Genomic DNA, 19,951 nt, shown 5'->3' on the forward strand with positions numbered 1-19,951 from the left:
AAAATTTATTTCAATTTAGATGAAAAGTACTAGCACTGCCTGAAAACTGGTTGGTTTTCAGGTAGTGCTAGTACTTTTTTATGAAAATATCGATAAGTAGTAAGGTTTAAATTGTTTTTATTAGTATGAATTGAAAAATAATGATAAGGTAGAAAAGATGTATAGAATTTATTTGAAAAACTAGCATAATCAATGCCAAAATGAAGCATAGTTCTTGAAAGCTCTACGACAAAATAATACACTTGTCGTAGAATAGACTGAACTGTCTTTATTTATCTTTTAATGAGGAAAAGAGTATGCTAAAGTATATCAGTCATTAAAATAAGTAGGTGGTCAAAATGAATAAAATAAAAAAAACGTTGAAATTATTTAAATTAGATTGGCAACGAATTTTTAAGAATCCGATTGCAACTTTTTTGATCATAGCATTAATGGTGATTCCTTCATTATATGCATGGTTCAATATTAAAGCTTTATGGGATCCCTATTCAAATACGGGAGAATTACCAATCGCTGTATATAGTGATGATCAAACGGCCTCTTTTCAAGGAAAGAAAATCAATATTGGTGAGGATGTTTTAGAAAATCTGCATGAAAATAAACAATTAGGCTGGCGTTTCGTTGATTCGAAGAAAGAATTAGATCAAGGAGTCAAGTCTGGAAAGTATTATGCGGGGATTTATTTGCCAAAAGATTTTTCAAAGGATTTATTAAGCTTTACGACTGGCGATATTGTTAAGCCTAAAATAGAATACACAATTAATGAGAAAATCAATGCGATTGCTCCTAAAATTGCAGATAAAGGAGCGACTTCGTTACAAGCACAAATTTCTGATGAATTTATCAAAACAGCTAGCAGTACATTGATGAGTGTATTTAATGAAGTTGGATATAATATAGATTCTAATTTAGTTAGTATCAATAAAGTTAAAAATTTAGTTTTATCTACGGATGATAGTTTAGGTGATATAGATAAGTATATTCAAGAAGTGACCAAATTACATGGTCAAATGCCTGAATTAAAAGATAAACTAGCAAAAGCCAATGAGTTTGTCGATTATTTACCACAAGTCGATGCGTTAGGGCAAAAAATCATTGATCTTAATGATAAGATGCCTGAAATCACAGAGCAAGCGAAGATTATTTTAACGTTACAAGAAAAGATTCCTGAAATCCAAAATGCTGGAAAACAATTAGCGATGATTGATGAAGATTTTGATTCTGTCGCTCAAACGATGACAGATGGAATTAATGAAGCCAAGCAAGGATTAGAAATTATCAAAAATGTGCAAAGCGCTTTACCAGATATTGAAAAATTAGGAAATCAAGCAGGCGAATTGTCTCAAGTGACTTCAGAAGGTGCAGCCAAATTGCAAGAAGCATTACCAAGTATTACTAGTAGTGTTAAGGTGACTGTTCAAGCAATTTCTACCATTGGTACGAGTGTTGCTTCTGTGGTTGAACAAATAAAAGATCATCGCTTGCCGCTTGCAGAACGAGAACAATTAAAACAGCAATTATCTGCTAGTTTAGGGCAGCAACAACAGGTTGTAGCGCAATTAGCTCAAACCTTAACTCAAATTCAAGAAGCAGCTGGAAATCAAGCACTACAAGGAACAATTGATCAGTTAAACAATACAGCAGCTTTAATTGGTGCGTTGAAAATAAGAGTAGATGCAATCAATGTCGATTTAGTTACGGATGATGAATTAGATGCAATTCAAGCAGAAGCAGCCAGAATCGCTGGGATAGCTAATAGCATTGATGTGGATGCGTTAGAAACAACTATCAATAGCCTTTTAGCCCAATTGATTAGTACATTAGATACAGCACAAGGATTATTGCAAAAAGCGCAACAAATCGATTTTGCAGGTTTATTAAAAGCAACAGAAGGAACAGTTGCGAATGCCATCACTATTTTAGAAAAATATCAGGCAGAACTACCAGCCATCAAACAAGAGGTTCACGATGCGAATGTACTTTTAAATGGTCATATGGATATGATTGTTTCAGGGATTAATAAAGGTGCAGAGTTATATACGAATGATTTGCCAGTGGTGTCCGAAAAATTAGCTTTAGCGGCTAACTTTATGAAAAACGATTATCCTGGAATTAAAGAAGATGTGACGGGTACTTTAACTATGGTAAATCAAAAAATGCCGCAATTAGAAGCTGCACTTGATAAAGCGAATAGTTTGATTGCTAATGATTGGCCAGGAATTAAAAATGGTATTAAAAAAGCAGCGGCTGCAATTCGTAAGGGAGAGCAAGATGTTGATTTAGGTGAAGTAATTAAATTGTTGAAATTAGATGCGACAGCCGAAAGTGACTTCTTTACTCAACCAGTTGAAATTTCTGAAAAAGCGTTATACCCGATTGCTAATAATGGTTCAGCAAGTACGCCATTTTATACCGCCCTTTGTTTGTGGGTGGGAGCCGTTCTATTTTCTAGTATTGCCACGACTAGTTATTCTTTAGATCCAGAAGATAAAGGGAAATATTCCAAACGTGAGCAATTCGGTGCACGTATGTTGACTTTCTTAGTGATGGGCTTAGCTCAAGCTTTGATAGTTACCTTAGGAAATTATTTCTTGTTAGGTGTTGATGTTAAAAACCCAGTTTACAGCGTGCTATTTGCCTTACTTGTTGCTTTGACCTTTATGATGATGGTCTATGTTTTAGTCGCCTTATTTGGAAATGTCGGAAAGGGGATTGCGATTATCATTTTAGTCCTCTCTATATCGGGAGGAGGAGGAAACTATCCAATTCAAGTTTCAGGAAAATTCTTCCAATTTATCAATCCATTGTTACCATTTACCCACGCAGTTGATTTACTGAGAGAATCGGCGGGGGGAATCTATTGGCCAAATGCACGTGTACAGATTATTATTCTAGTTTGTATTTTTATTGCCTTTTGTATTCTTGGAACATTCTTCTATCCATATATAGAAGAGAAGACCAAAAAATTAGAGAGTATTTCGCATGAAAGTAAAATTTTCCATTAATTTAGTAACTAGATAAATTTAATTAACATTTTTAAGAGCAAAAACTTCCGACTAGAGCGTGGTTTTTGCTCTTTTTTATTAGTAAATGATAACGCTTTTTCAGGTAACCCTAATTAAAAAGGCAGAATCTTCTTTTTTCATAATTGGGAAGCTCTAAACAATAAGAACTTACTAAAAAAATGAGCAAATTACTATACAAACTTCTCGATTCGTTTTATAGTTGCAAGATATTCTTAAAAAGGAGTAGGGTTGGGATGATCAATTTTTTAATTAATCGATTTGAAGCTAAAAATAAAAATAAGCCAGATTTAAGAGCGGCATTTGGTGCTTTTGCAGGTCGAGTGGGGCTACTTCCTAATATAATTCTTTTTATAAGTAAGTTGATTATTGGTCTTATTTCTGGAAGTGTATCAATCATGGCAGATGCAATGAATAATCTATCTGACACGATTTCCTCTATTTTAACCCTAGTTGGTTTTTATATTTCTGGCAAACCGGCAGATAAAGAGCATCCTTATGGTCATGAACGTTTTGAATATATTAGTGGTATGTTAGTATCATTGATGGTTACTTTTGTTGGCTTCCAATTTTTACGTACATCATTTGAGCGTATTAAGGATCCGCAAAGTATTAAAGTTACGCCGATTATCTTGTTAGTGTTATTACTTTCTATTTTTATCAAAATTTGGCAAGGTGTTTTTTATAAAAAAGTAGCCGATAAAATTGATTCGAGTACATTAGTTGCAACCGCGAAAGATAGTATGAATGATGTGTATACAACGATTGCCGTTCTTTTTTCTGCCGGGATAGAAGGATTGACTGGCTGGAAAATTGATGGCTACGTTGGTTTTGTGATTGCTTGTTATATTATTTATGTAGGGATTCAATTGATTCGTGAATTTATTAATGAACTAATGGGACTGCGACCAAATCAAGCAGCCATTGATAAGATGAGAAAACATCTTACAGAGGTACCAGATATCGTCGGCTTCCATGACTTATTGATTCATCAATATGGTCCCAATAAAACATTTGCTTCTGTTCATATTGAAATTGATGACCGCTGGAATTTAAATCAAGCCCATAAAACGATTGATGCTATTGAAAAACGATTCCAAGAAGAACTAGGTGTTGATTTAGTTTGTCATATCGATCCTGTGAATTTATATGATCAATTTCAGCAAGAAGTGTATCAAGAAGTAAAAAAAGTGGTCAAATCGATGTCACAAGAATTACGACCTCATGATATTCGTGTAGTGGATATTGGCGAATCAGAAGAGATTCATTTTGATTTGGCTGTTCCTGCTAATTTTGATTTGACGGATCAAGAAATTTTCGTGATTGTTCAGGAACATATTTGTCAGCATATCGGACAGTATAAAATTAGAATCATTTTTGATCATACGTATTTATTGTAAATAGTGAAAGCACCAGAGCGATTTGTTGCTATAAATAATAAAAATTACGTGAAACTCCTTTAAAATCTAACTAGATTTTAAAGGAGTTCTTTTTTTGATATCACTGTTATATTATTGAAACTTGTAGATTTGTTTTGGGAAGCATATACTAATAAAAAAGGGGATGAGCAGATATGGAGACGCAATTAGTTGTGATAGGGTTTATTGGTTTGATTATTTTAGTGATTATTGGAATTGAAATTCATAACCGGATAAAATTAAAAGAAATGGTCAGAACAAAATGGGGTAAATTTCCTAGTTCTCGCCGATTTGATAAGGAAAAAAGTTTAAAAGCAGCTTGGCAAATAGCGAAACAATATCGTCAATATGATAGTGAAATCGATGATATTACTTGGTATGATTTAGATGGTTTCACATTATTTGAAAGTATTAATGCTACTTATTCTAGTGCTGGATCAGAAGCATTATATCAACGTTTACGCAATTATAACTTTTCAGAAAAACATCATCAGCGTTTAGAACAATTGATTGCCTATTATGAGGCGAATCCTGCTGCGCGGGAAAAAATCCAATTTCATTTTGCTTGTTTAGGTAAGAAAGATAATAATTTGGTAGAAGAATATTTAACTGAAGCCAAAAATCAAAAATTACCTCATGTTTTATTTTATGTAACTTGCGGAATACTACCGCTCATTTTGACTGGCTTGTTGCTTTTATTTCCGACAACGTTAACGGTTGTGTTATTACTGGCTTCTATATTGTTCAATGTGATTTATTATCAAGCCAAAAAAGAGACGTTGAATCGAGAGCTAGCCTGCATGGGTTATTTGGTTCAAATGGTTGCTACGGCAAAAAAAAGTGTTAAAATTGCGACCCCTTTTCAAGCAGAATTAAAAGAAAATTTAAAACCGATTGAGTCCATCACTAAGTTTGGAATTTCTTTTCGACTAAAATCAAACAGCGAAGCAGAATTGTTTTTCGATTATATTTCTATGATGTTTATGTTGCCTTTTATCTCTTATAATTTTGTTTTGGCGAAATTAAATAGTCATGAGCAAAAAGCGAAAGAAGTTTGGCGTTTGTTAGGGGAATTAGAAGTTGCCGCAGCTGTATTGAATTATCGTACGTTGATGCCAGATACTAGTCAGCCTATTTTTTCAGAAGAATTAGTGGTCAGAGGGGAAGAGGTTTATCATCCATTATTGAAACGCCCCGTTCCTAACGAGGTTTTATGGACCAAAAACACGCTTGTAACAGGTTCTAATGCTTCAGGTAAGTCAACTTATGTTAGAAGTATAGCCATTAGTTGTATGCTTTCTGCGACAATTCACACCGCACTTGCTAAACGATTTCAACTACCTTATGGACATGTATTAACTTCGATGGCAGTTGAAGATGATATTTTTGAAGGGGATAGTTATTTTGTAGCTGAAATAAAATCAGTTAAACGGATTTTAAATTTGGCAAAAAAGAACGCTACTTGCTTATGTTTTATTGATGAAATTCTAAAAGGGACCAACACAATTGAACGAATTTCGGCTTCAGCTAGTATTGTTCATTGGTTGGATCAAACGGATAGCCTTGCTTTTGTGGCAACGCATGATATCGAATTGACTGAAATTTTAAAAGAGTGCTGTGATAATGTGCATTTTGAAGAACAAGTAACTGAAGAAAAAGGAGTGACTTTTGATTATTTATTGCGACAAGGGCCTTCTAAAACACGAAATGCGTTACAATTACTGCAAGTATTGAATTATCCGAAAGAAATCGTTACGTTAGCTAAAAAAGAGGCTGCCTCTTTTGATGAATATCGAACGTGGAATGTTTTGAAAAAATAATTTTTGGTAAAACAACCGAAAATAGGTGGGTGAGACAAAAGTAAAAAAACACTTTTGCTTTATCTTTTAAAACCAAACAAACGGCATAAAACAATCAGAATCTAGGCAATTTCCTAATCAGCATTCATTGCAAAAAGCGCAATAACGCTGATTCGTCCAATTGCTCAATTCTAAGCGATTGTTTTATGACCTGATAAACATTGGTGCAAAAGCAGCTCCTTCAGAAATAAGCCGAAATTGTTGTAAAACACAGCGAATGAAATAAGCTGATGTTGCACAATACCTACTCGGTTACCAAAAATTTGAAGAGTATCAAGTAGGAATCATTCAACATTGAAAGAGAATCTTTCGTGTTTCTTGTCATTTTCGGAAATTCCTTCTTATTGCGATAAATCACGTAGAACGTAGTGATTCGATGATGCATCGTACCTACTTGGTTCTCCGAGCTAACCGCTTTTGTCCCAACCTCTTTTTTGATGTATTTAAGTAGCTGATTTTATCCAAGATTTATGTATTAGAGCGACATAGTTTTGTCTCTTTAAGCATTTATTTTTTAGAGTACTATCAAATTTTAGTAATTGCGCGTATAAATAATTGACAACTTCTCTTTAGAAGCGTAGCATATGTGAGTATTTGATATTTAGTAGAGAGAAATTTCTTAGAAGGAGAGAGAAAAGTGGATTACTTAAAGCGATTATTTATAGGGAAACCATTAAAATCTGCTGAAAATGATGAACATAAATTGAGCCGTTTTGCGGCGTTAGCCTTGCTGTCTTCAGATGCGTTATCTTCTATTGCTTATGGAACAGAGCAGATTGTAGTGGTATTGGTAGCTTTATCTGCTGCAGCCATTTGGTATTCATTACCGATTGCCTTATTTGTGATTATTTTACTTATTTCATTAACATTATCGTATCGACAAATTATTCATGCGTATCCTCATGGTGGTGGAGCTTATGTAGTAAGCAGTGAAAATCTAGGAGAGAAAGCTGGATTAGTTGCGGGAGCTTCGTTACTTATTGATTACATGTTGACAGTAGCTGTTTCAGTTTCAGCCGGATCAGAAGCAATTATTTCTGCAGTTCCTTCACTGTATAAACATCAAGTCCTTATTTCAGTTATTATTGTGTTACTTATTATGATGATGAACCTTAGAGGATTGCGAGAATCAGCTGGTTTTTTGATGTTTCCAGTGTATAGTTTTATAGCAGTCATCACATTGTTAATCGTGACAGGCTTGTTTAAAATCATTACAGGGGTTGTTCCACTAAATGCAACAGCTATCCCAGGAACTGTGGTACCTGGGATTTCGATTGCAATTATTTTAAGAGCTTTCTCTTCAGGATCTTCTTCATTAACCGGTGTTGAAGCAATTAGTAATGCGGTACCATTTTTTAAGAAACCTAGAGCTAAAAATGCGGCGGGAACATTAACGTTGATGGCATTGATTTTAGGCTTTTTCTTTGTTGGCATCACATTTATCAATTATTGGTATGGAATTATACCAGAAAAGGAAGTGACGGTATTATCTCAAATTGGTGAGGCTGTTTTTGGCCATAATTTTCTTTATTATCTGTTACAATTTACAACAGCATTGATTTTAGCCGTTGCAGCGAATACTGGTTTTTCTGCATTTCCTGTTTTAGCATACAATTTAGCTAAAGATAAATTTATGCCTCATATGTACATGGACCGTGGGGATCGTTTGGGTTATTCAAACGGAATTCTTACTTTAGCTGCAGGTTCGATTGTATTATTACTGATTTTTCAAGGTTCAACAGAACGCTTAATCCCACTCTATTCAATTGGGGTGTTTATCCCATTTGCTTTATCGCAAACAGGAATGGTTTTAAAATGGAAAAAGGATACCGAAAGATGGCTGTCTAAATCATTAGCTAACATTATCGGAGCCGCTATTTCTTATACGATCATTATTATTTTATTTAGATATCGCTTAGGGGATATTTGGCCATTCTTTATTATTATGCCTGCATTGATTTTTCTTTTTTATAGTATTCATTCTCATTATAAAAATGTAGCAGAACAATTGCGTTTAGAAGAAGATGTTGAAAAACATGAATACGAAGGAAATACAGTAATTGTCTTGGTAGGAAATGTAACTAGAGTGAATATTGAGGCGCTTAATTATGCTCGTTCGATTGGTGATTATGTTATTGCAATGCATGTTTCAATGGATGAAAATGTTGAAAAAGAAAAGGAAATCGAAGCGGATTTCAAGCATCATTTTCCCGATATACGTTTTTCTGTGGTACATTCGTCTTATCGTTCATTAACCAATCCAATTATTCGTTATGTTGATTTAATGAGTAAAAATGCGACCAAGCGAAATTATACAACGACAGTCATGATTACTCAGTTTATTCCGAATCGTCGTTGGCAAAATATTTTACACAATCAAACAAGTTTAAGATTACGATTGAAATTAGCAATGAGAGAAAATATCGTGGTGTCTACTTATAGTTACCACTTGAAAAAATAAACGATAAAAAACTCACGAAATTTGAACGACAAATTTCGTGAGTTTTTTTAGGAGTGTTTACTAGCTGGATCTAGTCTACGCTCAATCATACCCAAAACAAAGTCAGTAATGATTGCCATTAAAGCGGTCGGAAGCGCTCCGACAAGAATAATGGCTGTTCCATCAGTGGCATTTGTTCCGCGAATAATAATATCCCCTAGACCACCTGCGCCAACAAAAGCCCCGATTGCTGTGATTCCTATCGCTACAACTAGCGCATTTCGAATCCCAGCCATAATTACTGCAACAGAGAGTGGTAATTCAATCATATATAGACGTTGCAATGGGGTCATTCCCATTCCTTTACCAACATCTAGAATATTTCGATCGACTTGAATCATTCCAGTATATGTGTTTTTTACGATAGGTAGTAAGGAATAAAGAAAGACTGTTACAATAACTGTATTTACTCCTAAACCTAAACCTAGCATCAAAATAGATAACATAGCAAGCGAAGGAACTGTTTGAATCAAATTAGCGAGACTAATAATCCAACCAGCCATTTTTTTTCTACGACTAATCAAAATACCGATTGGAATACCAACAATCGCAGCGAATAGAACACCGTAAATCGAAATCAGAAAATGGCGTAGGAATTGGCTTAATACGTAATTGCCATTTTGATCAAAGTAATAGAGGAATTGCTGGATTAAATTCATTTCATGTAAATTTTGCATTATCTATTACCTCCTTCTGATTCAAAATACTTATGTTCCCTCAGAAAGTTATCTGCCACTGTTTTAGGCTCCATTAAATCATTATCAGCTTGATAATTTAGTTTTTGCATTGTTTCTGTGGAAATAGTTCCTGATAACTTTTCAAGTGCTTCATTCAATTCAGGATATTCATCTAAAATTGCGTCTGTGGCTACGATACATGCATCATAAGGTGGAAAGAATTTCAGATCATCTTCTAGAATAACTAAGTCGTAGCTGCCGATTCGACCATCTGTTGAGTAACCCAAGACAACATCCATTTTATTGGCAGCAACAGCATCGTAAACTAACCCGATTTGCATGGGGAAAACACGACCAAAATCAAATCCATAAGTGTCCGTAAATCCTTTATAACCGTCTCCTTTACGATCAATCCAAGACGTATCTACTCCAGCAGTCAATTCACCGGCAACATTTTTTAAATCACTAACCTTTTTCAAGTTATATTTTTCGGCTGTTTCTTTAGTTACCATGAAGGCATACGTATTAGCAAAACCGTAAGAAGGGAACCATTTTTGATGATATTTGGAATCGAAAGTGGTTTTTACCGCATGAAATGCTTCTTCTGGATCTTTTAACGGTTCCATCCCTAAAGTTGTAGTCAAATCAGTTCCTGTATAACGAGCTGCTGAAATTTGAGCATCTCCATTCAACATTGCTTGATGATTAATCGTTGTAGTCGCTAAATTATTAATAATTGTTGTTTTTTGATCGGTATAATGTTCAATCATTCCAGCGGTCAGACTGGCTAATATTTGGGCTTCTGAAGTGATTCCTCCTGTGATTGCAATGGTAGAGTCATCTGAATTAGAAGCTAAACCAGGTAAAGAACAACCTGACAATAGTAAAATGCTACCGAACATAATTAGCCAGAAATTTAGTTTTCGTTTCATTATTCTGCCTCCCTTAACGCTTTAGGGGTCAATCTCTTTTCTAACATACCTAATAGCAAATCTGCGGTTAAGGCTAACAAAGTCACAGGAATCGTTCCTGCAAAAATCAAGTCTGGTTGATAATTATTTAACCCACTAAAGATAAAGTCACCGAGACCACCAGCACCAATATAAGAAGCTAAGGTCGCCCAAGCAATAACATAAACAGCGGCTAAGCGAATTCCTGCCATAATGGTCGGCATCGCAATAGGTAGTTCAACTAGAAAAATAGATTGGAAGTTGGTCATGCCCATTCCTTTTGCCGCATCCTTATAATCGACTCCAACTTCCTTAATTCCTATATAAGTATTTCTTAAAATCGGTAGTAAGGAATAAATAAACAATGCGATAATTGCTGGTAATTTACCAACACCAAAAATTGGAATCATCAATGCTAGTAAAGCCAGAGAAGGAACGGTTTGTAAAGCACTGGTAAATCCGATGATGACCGCAGCGGTTTTCTTTGTCCGTGTTAATAGAATACCGATAGGAACAGCAAATAGAATCCCTAGGGCTAAAGCAACACCAGAAATAAAAATATGCTCACCGATTTTGGTAATCAGTTCACTTCCTCGTTCAGCGAAAAAAGTTTGCATTCTTTACACCTCCGTTTGAGGTTCAGAGCCATTAGTTAAATATTCTAGCTGTTCTGAGGCAGCAGCTAAATCTTCTTCTTCTCCCCAAATAACATCGTAAACAATGTCAACGAGTGAAGCACGGGTCAAAATTCCGACAACTTTTTGTTGATCATCGACAACTGGAACATATTTAAGACCTCTTTTTAAAATACGCTGTAATGTATCTCTCAATAAAGAAGATTTTTTAACAAAGAAGACTTTTGGATTCATGATATCACTTACGCTAGTTGCAATATTTCGACGACGATCAATCGTTTCAACATCAATAAAGCCTTTTAAAATACCTGCGCCATCGACTACTAATAAAGTATCTACCCGTTTTTCTCTCATCAAGCGAATCGCTTGTGATAATGATTTTTCGGGTGTAATTGTAATCGCATTGTTTAACATAACTTCACCAACTGTTGTAATATCAGGCTTAGCTTGAATTAAACGATCTTCTCCAATCAAGTCTTCTACAAATTCATTGACAGGATTTCTTAGAATATTATCAGGTGTATCAAATTGAATGACCTTTCCTTCACTCATAATAGCGATTCGATTTGCTAATTTTAACGCCTCGTCCATATCGTGAGTAACAAAGATAATTGTTTTACCCAAACGTTCTTGTAAATCTTTCACCAAATCTTGTAAAGAGTCACGAGTGATTGGATCTAGTGCGCCAAAAGGTTCATCCATTAAAATAATGTCTTGATTGGCTGCTAAAGCTCTCACAACACCGATTCGCTGTTGTTGTCCACCAGAAAGTTCATTTGGGTAACGATCAAGCATTTCTCTAGGTAATTCAACTAAATCAATCATTTTTTCAGCAATTTTATTGCGTTCATCTTGATCGACTTTTAATAATTTAGGAACTAAGACAATATTTTCTCTAATCGTCATATGTGGCATAAGACCAATATTTTGAATAACATAACCAATTTTTCGTCTTAATTCTACAGGATTGATTGAAAGAATATCTTCATCGTTTATTAGAATTTTTCCTTTTGAAGGATCAGTCATTCGGTTAATCATACGCATACAAGTTGTTTTTCCACTACCACTTGTGCCGATGAAACAAATAAATTCACCTTTCTCAAATGACAAATTAACATCATCGACTGCGACTTTGTTTCCTTTGTAAATTTTTGAAACATGTTGAAATTCAATCAATTTTTTCACCTCATAGTGTTCATTTTTATTTAGTACTCTATACTAGTATGCTATAAAAAGTGTGTTTGTTCAAACAGGATGCCCGTTTTTTGCCATTTTGACCCCCTATTTAATAGAAAAATGATAAAAAAAACTATTATTTTCAAAAATAAAAAAACACTAAATGAGTGTTTTTTTGTTTACATGAAGCGTTTTTATTATTTAAGAAGTATTTATTGATGAATAAATAAAAAAATCTGTTATTTTAGTAATAAATGCTTAACTACTAACTAAAAAATATTTTCGCCGCAAGTCTGATTTGATTTTTCTTGCTTTAATCTTATGAAATTATGACTAGCTAAATAGTTATTTTGAAATAACAAATAAATTAATGAACTGAAAATTATCTTTTTTATTAGTCTAAAAAATGAAAAACTTTTCATCGTAGCCAGACGAAATAAAAAATGGTAGAATAGCCAAGACAAATCAAGTAGAGAGAGTGAAGATTATGTTTAGTACAGAAGATTTTGATTTTGAGCTACCAGAGACACTAATTGCTCAAACACCTTTAAAAGATCGAACAAGTTCTCGGTTGTTAGTATTGAATCGTGAGACTGAGGAGATAGAAGACAAACATTTCCATGATATTATTGACGAATTACAAGCTGGCGATGCGCTAGTAATGAATAATACTCGTGTATTACCGGCACGATTATATGGAGAAAAACCTGAAACAGGTGGACACTTGGAAGTTTTACTTTTAACCAATACGACAGGGGATACATGGGAAACCCTGATTAAACCAGCCAAAAGAGCCAAGGTTGGAACGCAGATTCAATTTGGTGATGGTCGATTGAAAGCAACAGTCATAGAAGAATTAGAGCATGGTGGACGAATTGTGACGTTTGATTATGAAGGAATTTTTCTAGAAATTTTAGAATCATTAGGTGAAATGCCCTTGCCTCCTTATATTAAGGAGCGCTTAGCAGATCCTGAACGTTATCAAACGGTTTATGCTAAAGAAAATGGCTCTGCAGCCGCACCGACAGCAGGATTACATTTTACCCAACCGTTACTCGAAAAGATTCAAAATAAAGGAGTTAAATTAGTTTATTTGACCTTGCATGTAGGATTGGGTACATTTCGACCAGTGAGTGTTGAAAATATTGCTGAGCATGAAATGCATAGCGAATTCTATTCTTTATCAGAAAAAGCAGCACAAGAATTAAATAAAGTGCGGGATGCAGGAGGTAAAATCGTTGCAGTAGGAACAACTTCGATTAGAACTCTGGAAACGATTGGAACGAAGTTTAATGGAGAAATTCATGCCGATAGCGGATGGACAGATATTTTTATCACACCAGGCTATGAATTTAAAATTGTTCAAGCGTTCAGTACGAATTTCCATTTACCCAAATCTACCTTGGTGATGTTAGTTAGTGCTTTTGCAGGTAGAGAATTAACTTTAGCTGCGTATCATCATGCAATTGAAGAAAAGTATCGCTTTTTTAGTTTTGGAGATGCAATGTTCGTCAAATAAACAATACTTGAGAATTTTAACATTCTTTTAGGTTTAAGTTTTTTTATGAGAATGAATCGATGAAAAAAATGTTTAGTCGGGATAAAGTCGGGATTTTTCAAAAATATCCCGACCGCAACATACGCTCAGGTTTAGAGTTTGGAATACTGTTAATTCAACGGTTTAAGCTAGTTGGAAGCTAGTTTTTTTCCACAAAATTAGTTACATTGTCGGAAACTTCGTTTTCGATGTGGGGATACTTTTCCGTCTACTATGTTCAAGATTCATATATCTTTTTGGCACACCAACAATGGCAGCTTGAGAGGTAAAATAATGTCTTAATAAATGAGGGGAAACATTAAGATCTTAAATATCATTTAATTGATTGAAATTTCTATTTAATTGACTTATATCATGAGGTTTTCCTGTTTTGGAATTAATATACGACTAATCATTTTTGTGTGAGATTTGACCAAAGTCATTTTAATTTCACCTCATATCATTATTTCTTTTAGCATCCGTAGACTATACATTAGTTTTACCGTTCTTAAGGAATATTCTTCGTAATACTCATCACAAACTAAATTTTTCTTAGTAAAATACCCAAATTCCTCTTTATCAATATTTATTTCGATTTCAGCAAGACGAGATTTTGCTTGTTTCAATGTTTTGAAGCCAGATTCATCAAATTTCTTTCTTCTGACCATTTAAAAAGAATGCTCACCTTATTCTATAGCGATTACCTATTAGCAAAGATATCAAGTACGTTTTTGTGTGTGGTGTATCTGTTAGCTTAGACAATGTCAAATAAGCTATTTATAATTTTAGCAAGTGAAGAGAAAGGGTATTAAAGAATCAAATTGAGTATGCTAACAGATTATTCGGGAAGACCTATTCAAGTGGAGTTTCCTGATGGGAGTAAATTCATTGTATATATTTAAAGGGAAATGATGTATCAATGCAGTATTGGTACATAGATGATTCTGGGGGTAAGTTAGAAAGAATATGCTAAATCAAAAATACACAAACCAATTTGACTGATTGCGGAAAAATATGGATATATAACCTTAAGAAAATTCAAACAGATAGATGTTGAAAAATACGAAGCAAGTACGAGAAATACTGGAAAACACCCTGTAATAAATAGTCGAATCAATCAAGTTTGGGTGTTAATCTTCATAACAAAAAAATGGAAGAAGTTGACTGAGCGATAAAACAACAAAAATCAATATACACGATAGCTGTTTTTACATTCTCCAAAGAATGAAAAACGTCAGTAGAATCAAACCAATAAAAATACCGATAATAGTAAAAAACCATTTCCAATCAATAGTTTCTTTAGTAAATTTCCATGTGTTTTTTTCAGATTGACCAGTAACTTCATCTGTTTCTAGTGAATAAAAAAAGAAAAGTAAGAAAAAAGAAAGCTTAAACAAGAACGGGATATTGGAAGTAGAGAAAATTATGTAAAAGAACATTAAAGTAATAATTGTTTTTGAAAAAACTCTTTTAGAAAGCATATCTTTAATTCTTAATTTCAAATAAATCACTCCTTTTAAATAAATTACCTTAGCATCCAACGAAATATTAAGTTATTGAGAATAAGCGAAGCTATTGACAAAGCGAAAAAAGCGATAGTTAAATTTTTATAATGATCTTCTTTTTTTCTTAAGTAAAGCACCAAATAAATTACAGCAGCTATTAATGATATTGGAGTAAGAATAACCATACAAACACCTCCTTTTTATAAAGTATACCATGCTTTGAGGAGCATGAATATAGCAAATCGATTGGGATGAATCAACTGTGAGATTAGTTCATTATGAGAAGGGGAATGTAAGAGAGAAAGACTAAATATAAAATCAAGATGAAAAACTCGAACTATGAAATAAAGCTACAATGATTATTGTAATATACTAGGAGGAATCAAGGCGACATGGTTGTATTTGAATGTTATAGGACAACCAAGAGAGCTAAAAGAAACACAAAGCTTCTCCATGATTCAATCAATGACTTTGAAGTTAATTGAAAATGAATAGACTAAAGAAGCATTTATCTATTATAAAATAGTATAATAGACAGTTAAAAAGTTGATTAGAAAAACAAGAAGGAATTCAGCTCACGTTGTAAAACAACTAACTGAATTCCTTCTTGTTTTTGTCAAATAGTATAGCTTTTGTCCCAACTTCTTGTTAAAAATAAGATATCTTATTTTCCTAAGCTAGTTAAACGACGTGGTCATGTAGTCTAGTAACCATTAAACTAAACTACTAAATTTGCCAGTAAATGGTCAAAACATATTTTTAAGAGTTTGTTACAAATTAATAAAGTTAATTTACTTATTCAGACTCTTCAGTTTGCTCAGTAATTTTTTTGAAAGTAAAGATTTTTTCGATTGGAACTTCAAATACTTCAGCAATATCATGTGCTAGAAGTAAAGAAGGATTGTATCTATTTCTTTCAAGTTGGATAATTGTTTGTCTAGATACTCCTACTTTGTCTGCAAGTTCTTGTTGTGTCATACGTTTCATAGCTCTATAAACATGAATGGAACTCTCAAAGGATGAGTTCTTCTTTTTTGGCAATGCAAATCCCTCCAATTAATTCTGAAAATGTAAAATAAAAGCGCATAGTCAATATACCATATCTTAGATAGACTTACAAATATCTTACTAGAAAACTCCTCTTCTTTATCTCATAAAAATTAATAAATTTAATTTATTTTTTAGACATATGGTCTTTTTTCTTGTCAGAATTTGTCCGTTAGCCTATTTTTATTTTTTTATAAAAAAATAAATGTATTAATTGACAAATAATTAGATGTTTTTTTTTTGAGATTATATAAAATTTAATGAAAGTTTTCTTAAAAAAGAGCAAAGAGATTGAAGTTTCGGGAAAAAAATGGCATAGTGAATATAGACACTATATTAATAGGAAGAAAAAAAATGGGAGGAATAGGATGGAAGCATATAAAGAGTCTATCGAAACAGTAACTAAAGAGGTGAAAACTAACCTAGAAAAAGGTTTAACTAGTCAAGAAGTGAAAAAAAGATTAACTGAAAATGGCTATAATAAATTTAACGAAGCGAAAAAGGATTCAGTTTTAAAAAAGTTTGTTCATAGTTTGTCAGATTTTACTACAATCATTTTATTAGTGGCTGCAGCAATTTCATTTTACACTGCGATTGCAACGAACCATGGCGATTATTTTGAAGGAATTCTGATTATTGCTATTGTCATCATTAATGCAGCATTAGCCATTATTCAAGAAGGAAATGCGGAAAAATCACTATCAGCCTTGCAAAATATGAATAAACAGAGTAGCTCTGTTTTACGAGAGGGTAAAGTAGTAACAATTGATGCAGAAGAACTTGTTGTTGGAGATGTACTTGTTTTAGAATCAGGAGCTCTGATCACAGCAGATGCTCGAGTGATACAAGCTTCTCAATTAAGAGTTGAAGAATCTGCTTTAACAGGAGAAAGTGAGCCTGTAGAAAAAAATCCTGAGTACATAGCGAAAGCAGATGAATCATTAGGCGATCAGGTGAACATGGTGTTTAAAGGTTGTACAGTATCTAACGGACGTGGTAGAGCTATTGTTACTGCAACTGGAATGAAAACTGAAATGGGGAAAATTGCTGAACTATTAAGTGATGGCAATACCCAACAAACGCCGTTGCAAAAACGCTTGAACCAACTTGGAAAAAGAATTAGCTTGATTGCATTAGCAGCGGCAGCTTTTGTATTTGCGATTGGTGAAATTCAAGGTGAACCGTTCTTAGAAATGTTTATGACAGCTGTTTCTTTAGCCGTAGCAGCCGTACCTGAGACATTGATGGTTATTGTGACACTCACTTTAGCTTATGGCGTGCAAAATATGGCAAAAAAACATGCAATCATTCGAAGATTGCCAGCCGTAGAAACACTAGGAACCGCGAATGTTATTTGTTCTGATAAAACTGGAACGTTAACACAAAATAAAATGCGTGTGCGTCGTGTGTGGTCTCGTGGAGATGTTGTCACGGATACAGAAGATGGCATGACTGATGAAGCGATGGAAGTTTTAAAAATGGCTTCTCTTTGTACCGATGTCATTGTTGAGCATGAGGGAGACGAGCTAGTTATTAGTGGGAATCCTACAGAAGCTGCAATCGTGCGAGCTGTACAAGAAAATTATCATACTAAAGCCGAATTAGAAGAAAAATATCCTCGAATTGCTGAAATTCCATTTGATTCTGAACGTAAAATGATGACAACCGTTCATAAAATGGGGAAAAAATATATATCAATTACTAAAGGGGCTTATGACGTTTTACTTACTCGTTTCCGTTTTGGAGATTTAGATCAAGCAACGGTTGTAAATGATCGTTTTGGAAAACGAGCACTACGGGTTATTGCCGTTGGATATGCAGTTTATGACGAAGAACCGAAGGAAATTACTTCTGCAACATTAGAAAAAAACTTACGTTTGCTTGGATTGATTGGTATGATTGATCCGCCTCGTCCAGAAAGTAAAGGTGCTATCGCCAGAGCTAAAAAAGCTGGAATCAAGACAGTTATGATTACTGGCGACCATGTGGTAACAGCGGGAGCAATAGCCAAAGAGTTAGGCATTTTGAAAGATAAAAATGAGGCACTTACTGGAAGCGAATTAAGAAATATGTCAGATGCAGAATTAGATGCACGTGTCAAAGGTTTATCTGTTTATGCTCGAGTAACACCAGAAGATAAGATTCGAATTGTTCAATCTTGGCAACGGACAGGTGCCGTTGTTGCAATGACAGGTGATGGCGTAAACGATGCGCCAGCATTAAAGGCTAGTGATGTTGGTTGTGCGATGGGAATTACGGGGACCGATGTTGCTCAAGGTGCGTCTGATATGATTTTAACGGACGATAATTTTGCGACAATTGTCGATGCTGTTGCTCAAGGAAGAGCAGTGTATCGAAATATTCGTAAAGCAGTAAACTTCTTGTTAAGTTGTAATATATCAGAAATTTTTATCGTTGTAATTGCTATGTTATTAGGATGGGGCGCCCCTTTTACCGCTGTTCAATTACTTTTTGTAAATGTGGTAGCTGATGGACTCCCAGGGTTTGCCTTGGGACGTGAACCAGCTGAAAAAGGGATCATGAATGAGCCACCGATTCCGAGCAATGAAGGAATCTTCGCTCGAGGTTTATGGCAAAAAATCGGGATTAATGCTGCAGTCTTTACTGTAATTACTTTGTTTGGTTATTATATTGGAGCGAACGTAAGTAGTGTTTCTTATTTTGTTGAAGCAAATCAACAGGTAGGACAAACTGTTGCATTCTTGATTTTAGCTTATTCTTCGATTTTACATGTCTTTAATGTTAGAAGTACACAATCTATCTTTAGAGTGAAACTTTCATCTAATAAATCTTTGTTTGAAATGGCTATTTTAGCAATTATTATTACCACAGCAATTGCTTTAATACCATTTACGCAAGAATTATTTGGGTTAGTACCAATTGGCTTAAATCATTGGTTATTGGCTATTTTCTTATCAGTTATACCGATTTTTGTTAATGAAATGATTAAATTCCATTATTCAGTGGATGACGAAGAAACAGAAGAATAATCTCATTAACTGAAACTAGGAAAAGTGTTTACCTTCCAAAATAAGCGACAACTTACGAAAATGACAAGAGACATGAACGGTTTCCATTCAATGTTGAATGACTCCTATTCGATGTTTTCCATTTTTTCTGAGTTGTCGTTTTTTTGATTGGAATTGCTTTTAGTCTAATCTGCTTACTCAAGGTTTTTTATTAAAATAAATTTAGATAGTCATTTTAGCGTTGATATATATAGAAAAAAAGATATTTATTTGAAATAATCGATTCATTTAAAGAAAAGCAATTATTTTTATTTAAAATAATTAGTTAAAAGGCTTGCTAAATTATTCAAAGCGTATTATAGTTGATATCAAATTCAGTTCTTTCTTTAGAACAATTATAAAATAAATGTTAAAATATACCACTATTTTTGTTATTCGAACGAATAGCAGAGATCTTAGGGGAGTAGCAGCATAGATCATCTATGTCTTTAGATCAACAGCAAGTTGTTTAGGTAGTCACTCTGACGAATATCTATCAACTGGTCTAAGATGAAATTGCGAGACCTAAGTGTAAGGGCCAAGTGTCGTTTCACTTAGGTCTTTTAATATGTGGTCATAGCAAGGAATTTGGTTG

General features: G+C 34.0%; 13 protein-coding genes. 6 read left to right on the forward strand and 7 right to left on the reverse strand.

Annotated features, from left to right (window positions below; translation table 11 throughout):
* Positions 1-338 precede the first annotated feature (338 nt).
* The 4 genes from ACYSNW_RS14875 (at position 339) to ACYSNW_RS14890 (ending at position 8,761) form a co-directional block, all read left to right on the forward strand.
* Positions 339-3,005, forward strand: a complete 2,667-nt coding sequence (locus ACYSNW_RS14875) for a YhgE/Pip domain-containing protein (protein ID WP_461745777.1) — start codon at positions 339-341, stop codon at positions 3,003-3,005.
* A gap of 254 nt (positions 3,006-3,259) precedes the next feature.
* Positions 3,260-4,423, forward strand: coding sequence for a cation diffusion facilitator family transporter (locus ACYSNW_RS14880; RefSeq protein ID WP_461745779.1), 1,164 nt, complete (start codon positions 3,260-3,262; stop codon positions 4,421-4,423).
* Positions 4,424-4,596: 173 nt separating this feature from the next.
* Positions 4,597-6,261, forward strand: coding sequence for a MutS-related protein (locus tag ACYSNW_RS14885; protein ID WP_461745781.1), 1,665 nt, complete (start codon positions 4,597-4,599; stop codon positions 6,259-6,261).
* A gap of 676 nt (positions 6,262-6,937) precedes the next feature.
* Positions 6,938-8,761 carry an APC family permease gene (locus ACYSNW_RS14890; RefSeq protein ID WP_461745783.1) on the forward strand — a complete coding sequence of 608 codons (1,824 nt, stop codon included), beginning with the start codon at positions 6,938-6,940 and terminating at the stop codon, positions 8,759-8,761.
* Between the two features lie 47 nt (positions 8,762-8,808).
* Here ACYSNW_RS14890 and ACYSNW_RS14895 read toward each other — a convergent pair whose 3' ends face one another.
* Genes ACYSNW_RS14895 through ACYSNW_RS14910 form a run of 4 tightly spaced genes read right to left on the reverse strand, consistent with a single transcriptional unit; the run spans position 8,809 to position 12,247 of the window.
* Positions 8,809-9,477 (reverse strand): ABC transporter permease, encoded by a 669-nt coding sequence (locus ACYSNW_RS14895; protein ID WP_461745785.1) that lies wholly within the window; start codon positions 9,475-9,477, stop codon positions 8,809-8,811.
* Entirely contained in the window at positions 9,477-10,409 is a 933-nt protein-coding gene (locus ACYSNW_RS14900) for an osmoprotectant ABC transporter substrate-binding protein (protein WP_461745786.1), read from the reverse strand. The genes ACYSNW_RS14895 and ACYSNW_RS14900 overlap by 1 nt, the downstream gene beginning before the upstream one ends.
* Positions 10,409-11,044: an ABC transporter permease gene (locus ACYSNW_RS14905; RefSeq protein ID WP_461745788.1), complete on the reverse strand. Its 636-nt coding sequence runs from the start codon at positions 11,042-11,044 to the stop codon at positions 10,409-10,411. The genes ACYSNW_RS14900 and ACYSNW_RS14905 overlap by 1 nt, the downstream gene beginning before the upstream one ends.
* 3 nt (positions 11,045-11,047) lie before the next feature.
* The gene (locus ACYSNW_RS14910; RefSeq protein ID WP_461745790.1) at positions 11,048-12,247 is read right to left on the reverse strand and encodes a betaine/proline/choline family ABC transporter ATP-binding protein; all 1,200 of its coding nucleotides are present in this window, start codon (positions 12,245-12,247) and stop codon (positions 11,048-11,050) included.
* Between the two features lie 478 nt (positions 12,248-12,725).
* Between ACYSNW_RS14910 and queA the strand changes: the two genes are divergently transcribed.
* Positions 12,726-13,757 (forward strand): tRNA preQ1(34) S-adenosylmethionine ribosyltransferase-isomerase QueA, encoded by a 1,032-nt coding sequence (gene queA / locus ACYSNW_RS14915; protein WP_461745791.1) that lies wholly within the window; start codon positions 12,726-12,728, stop codon positions 13,755-13,757.
* 473 nt (positions 13,758-14,230) lie between these two features.
* Here queA and ACYSNW_RS14920 read toward each other — a convergent pair whose 3' ends face one another.
* The 3 genes from ACYSNW_RS14920 to ACYSNW_RS14930 form a co-directional block, all read right to left on the reverse strand.
* A complete protein-coding gene (locus ACYSNW_RS14920; RefSeq protein ID WP_461745793.1) occupies positions 14,231-14,443 on the reverse strand; it encodes a hypothetical protein in 213 nt (70 codons plus the stop codon).
* A 540-nt stretch (positions 14,444-14,983) separates the two neighbouring features.
* Positions 14,984-15,277 (reverse strand): hypothetical protein, encoded by a 294-nt coding sequence (locus tag ACYSNW_RS14925; protein ID WP_461745795.1) that lies wholly within the window; start codon positions 15,275-15,277, stop codon positions 14,984-14,986.
* Positions 15,278-16,075: 798 nt separating this feature from the next.
* On the reverse strand, positions 16,076-16,321 hold the full coding sequence (locus ACYSNW_RS14930; protein WP_461745797.1) for a helix-turn-helix transcriptional regulator: 246 nt from the start codon (positions 16,319-16,321) through the stop codon (positions 16,076-16,078).
* A 374-nt stretch (positions 16,322-16,695) separates the two neighbouring features.
* On the opposite strand from ACYSNW_RS14930, the gene ACYSNW_RS14935 reads away from it, so the two are divergent.
* Positions 16,696-19,338: a calcium-translocating P-type ATPase, PMCA-type gene (locus ACYSNW_RS14935; protein ID WP_461745799.1), complete on the forward strand. Its 2,643-nt coding sequence runs from the start codon at positions 16,696-16,698 to the stop codon at positions 19,336-19,338.
* Positions 19,339-19,951 lie beyond the last annotated feature (613 nt).

This window comes from Enterococcus sp. LJL99 (assembly GCF_054871725.1).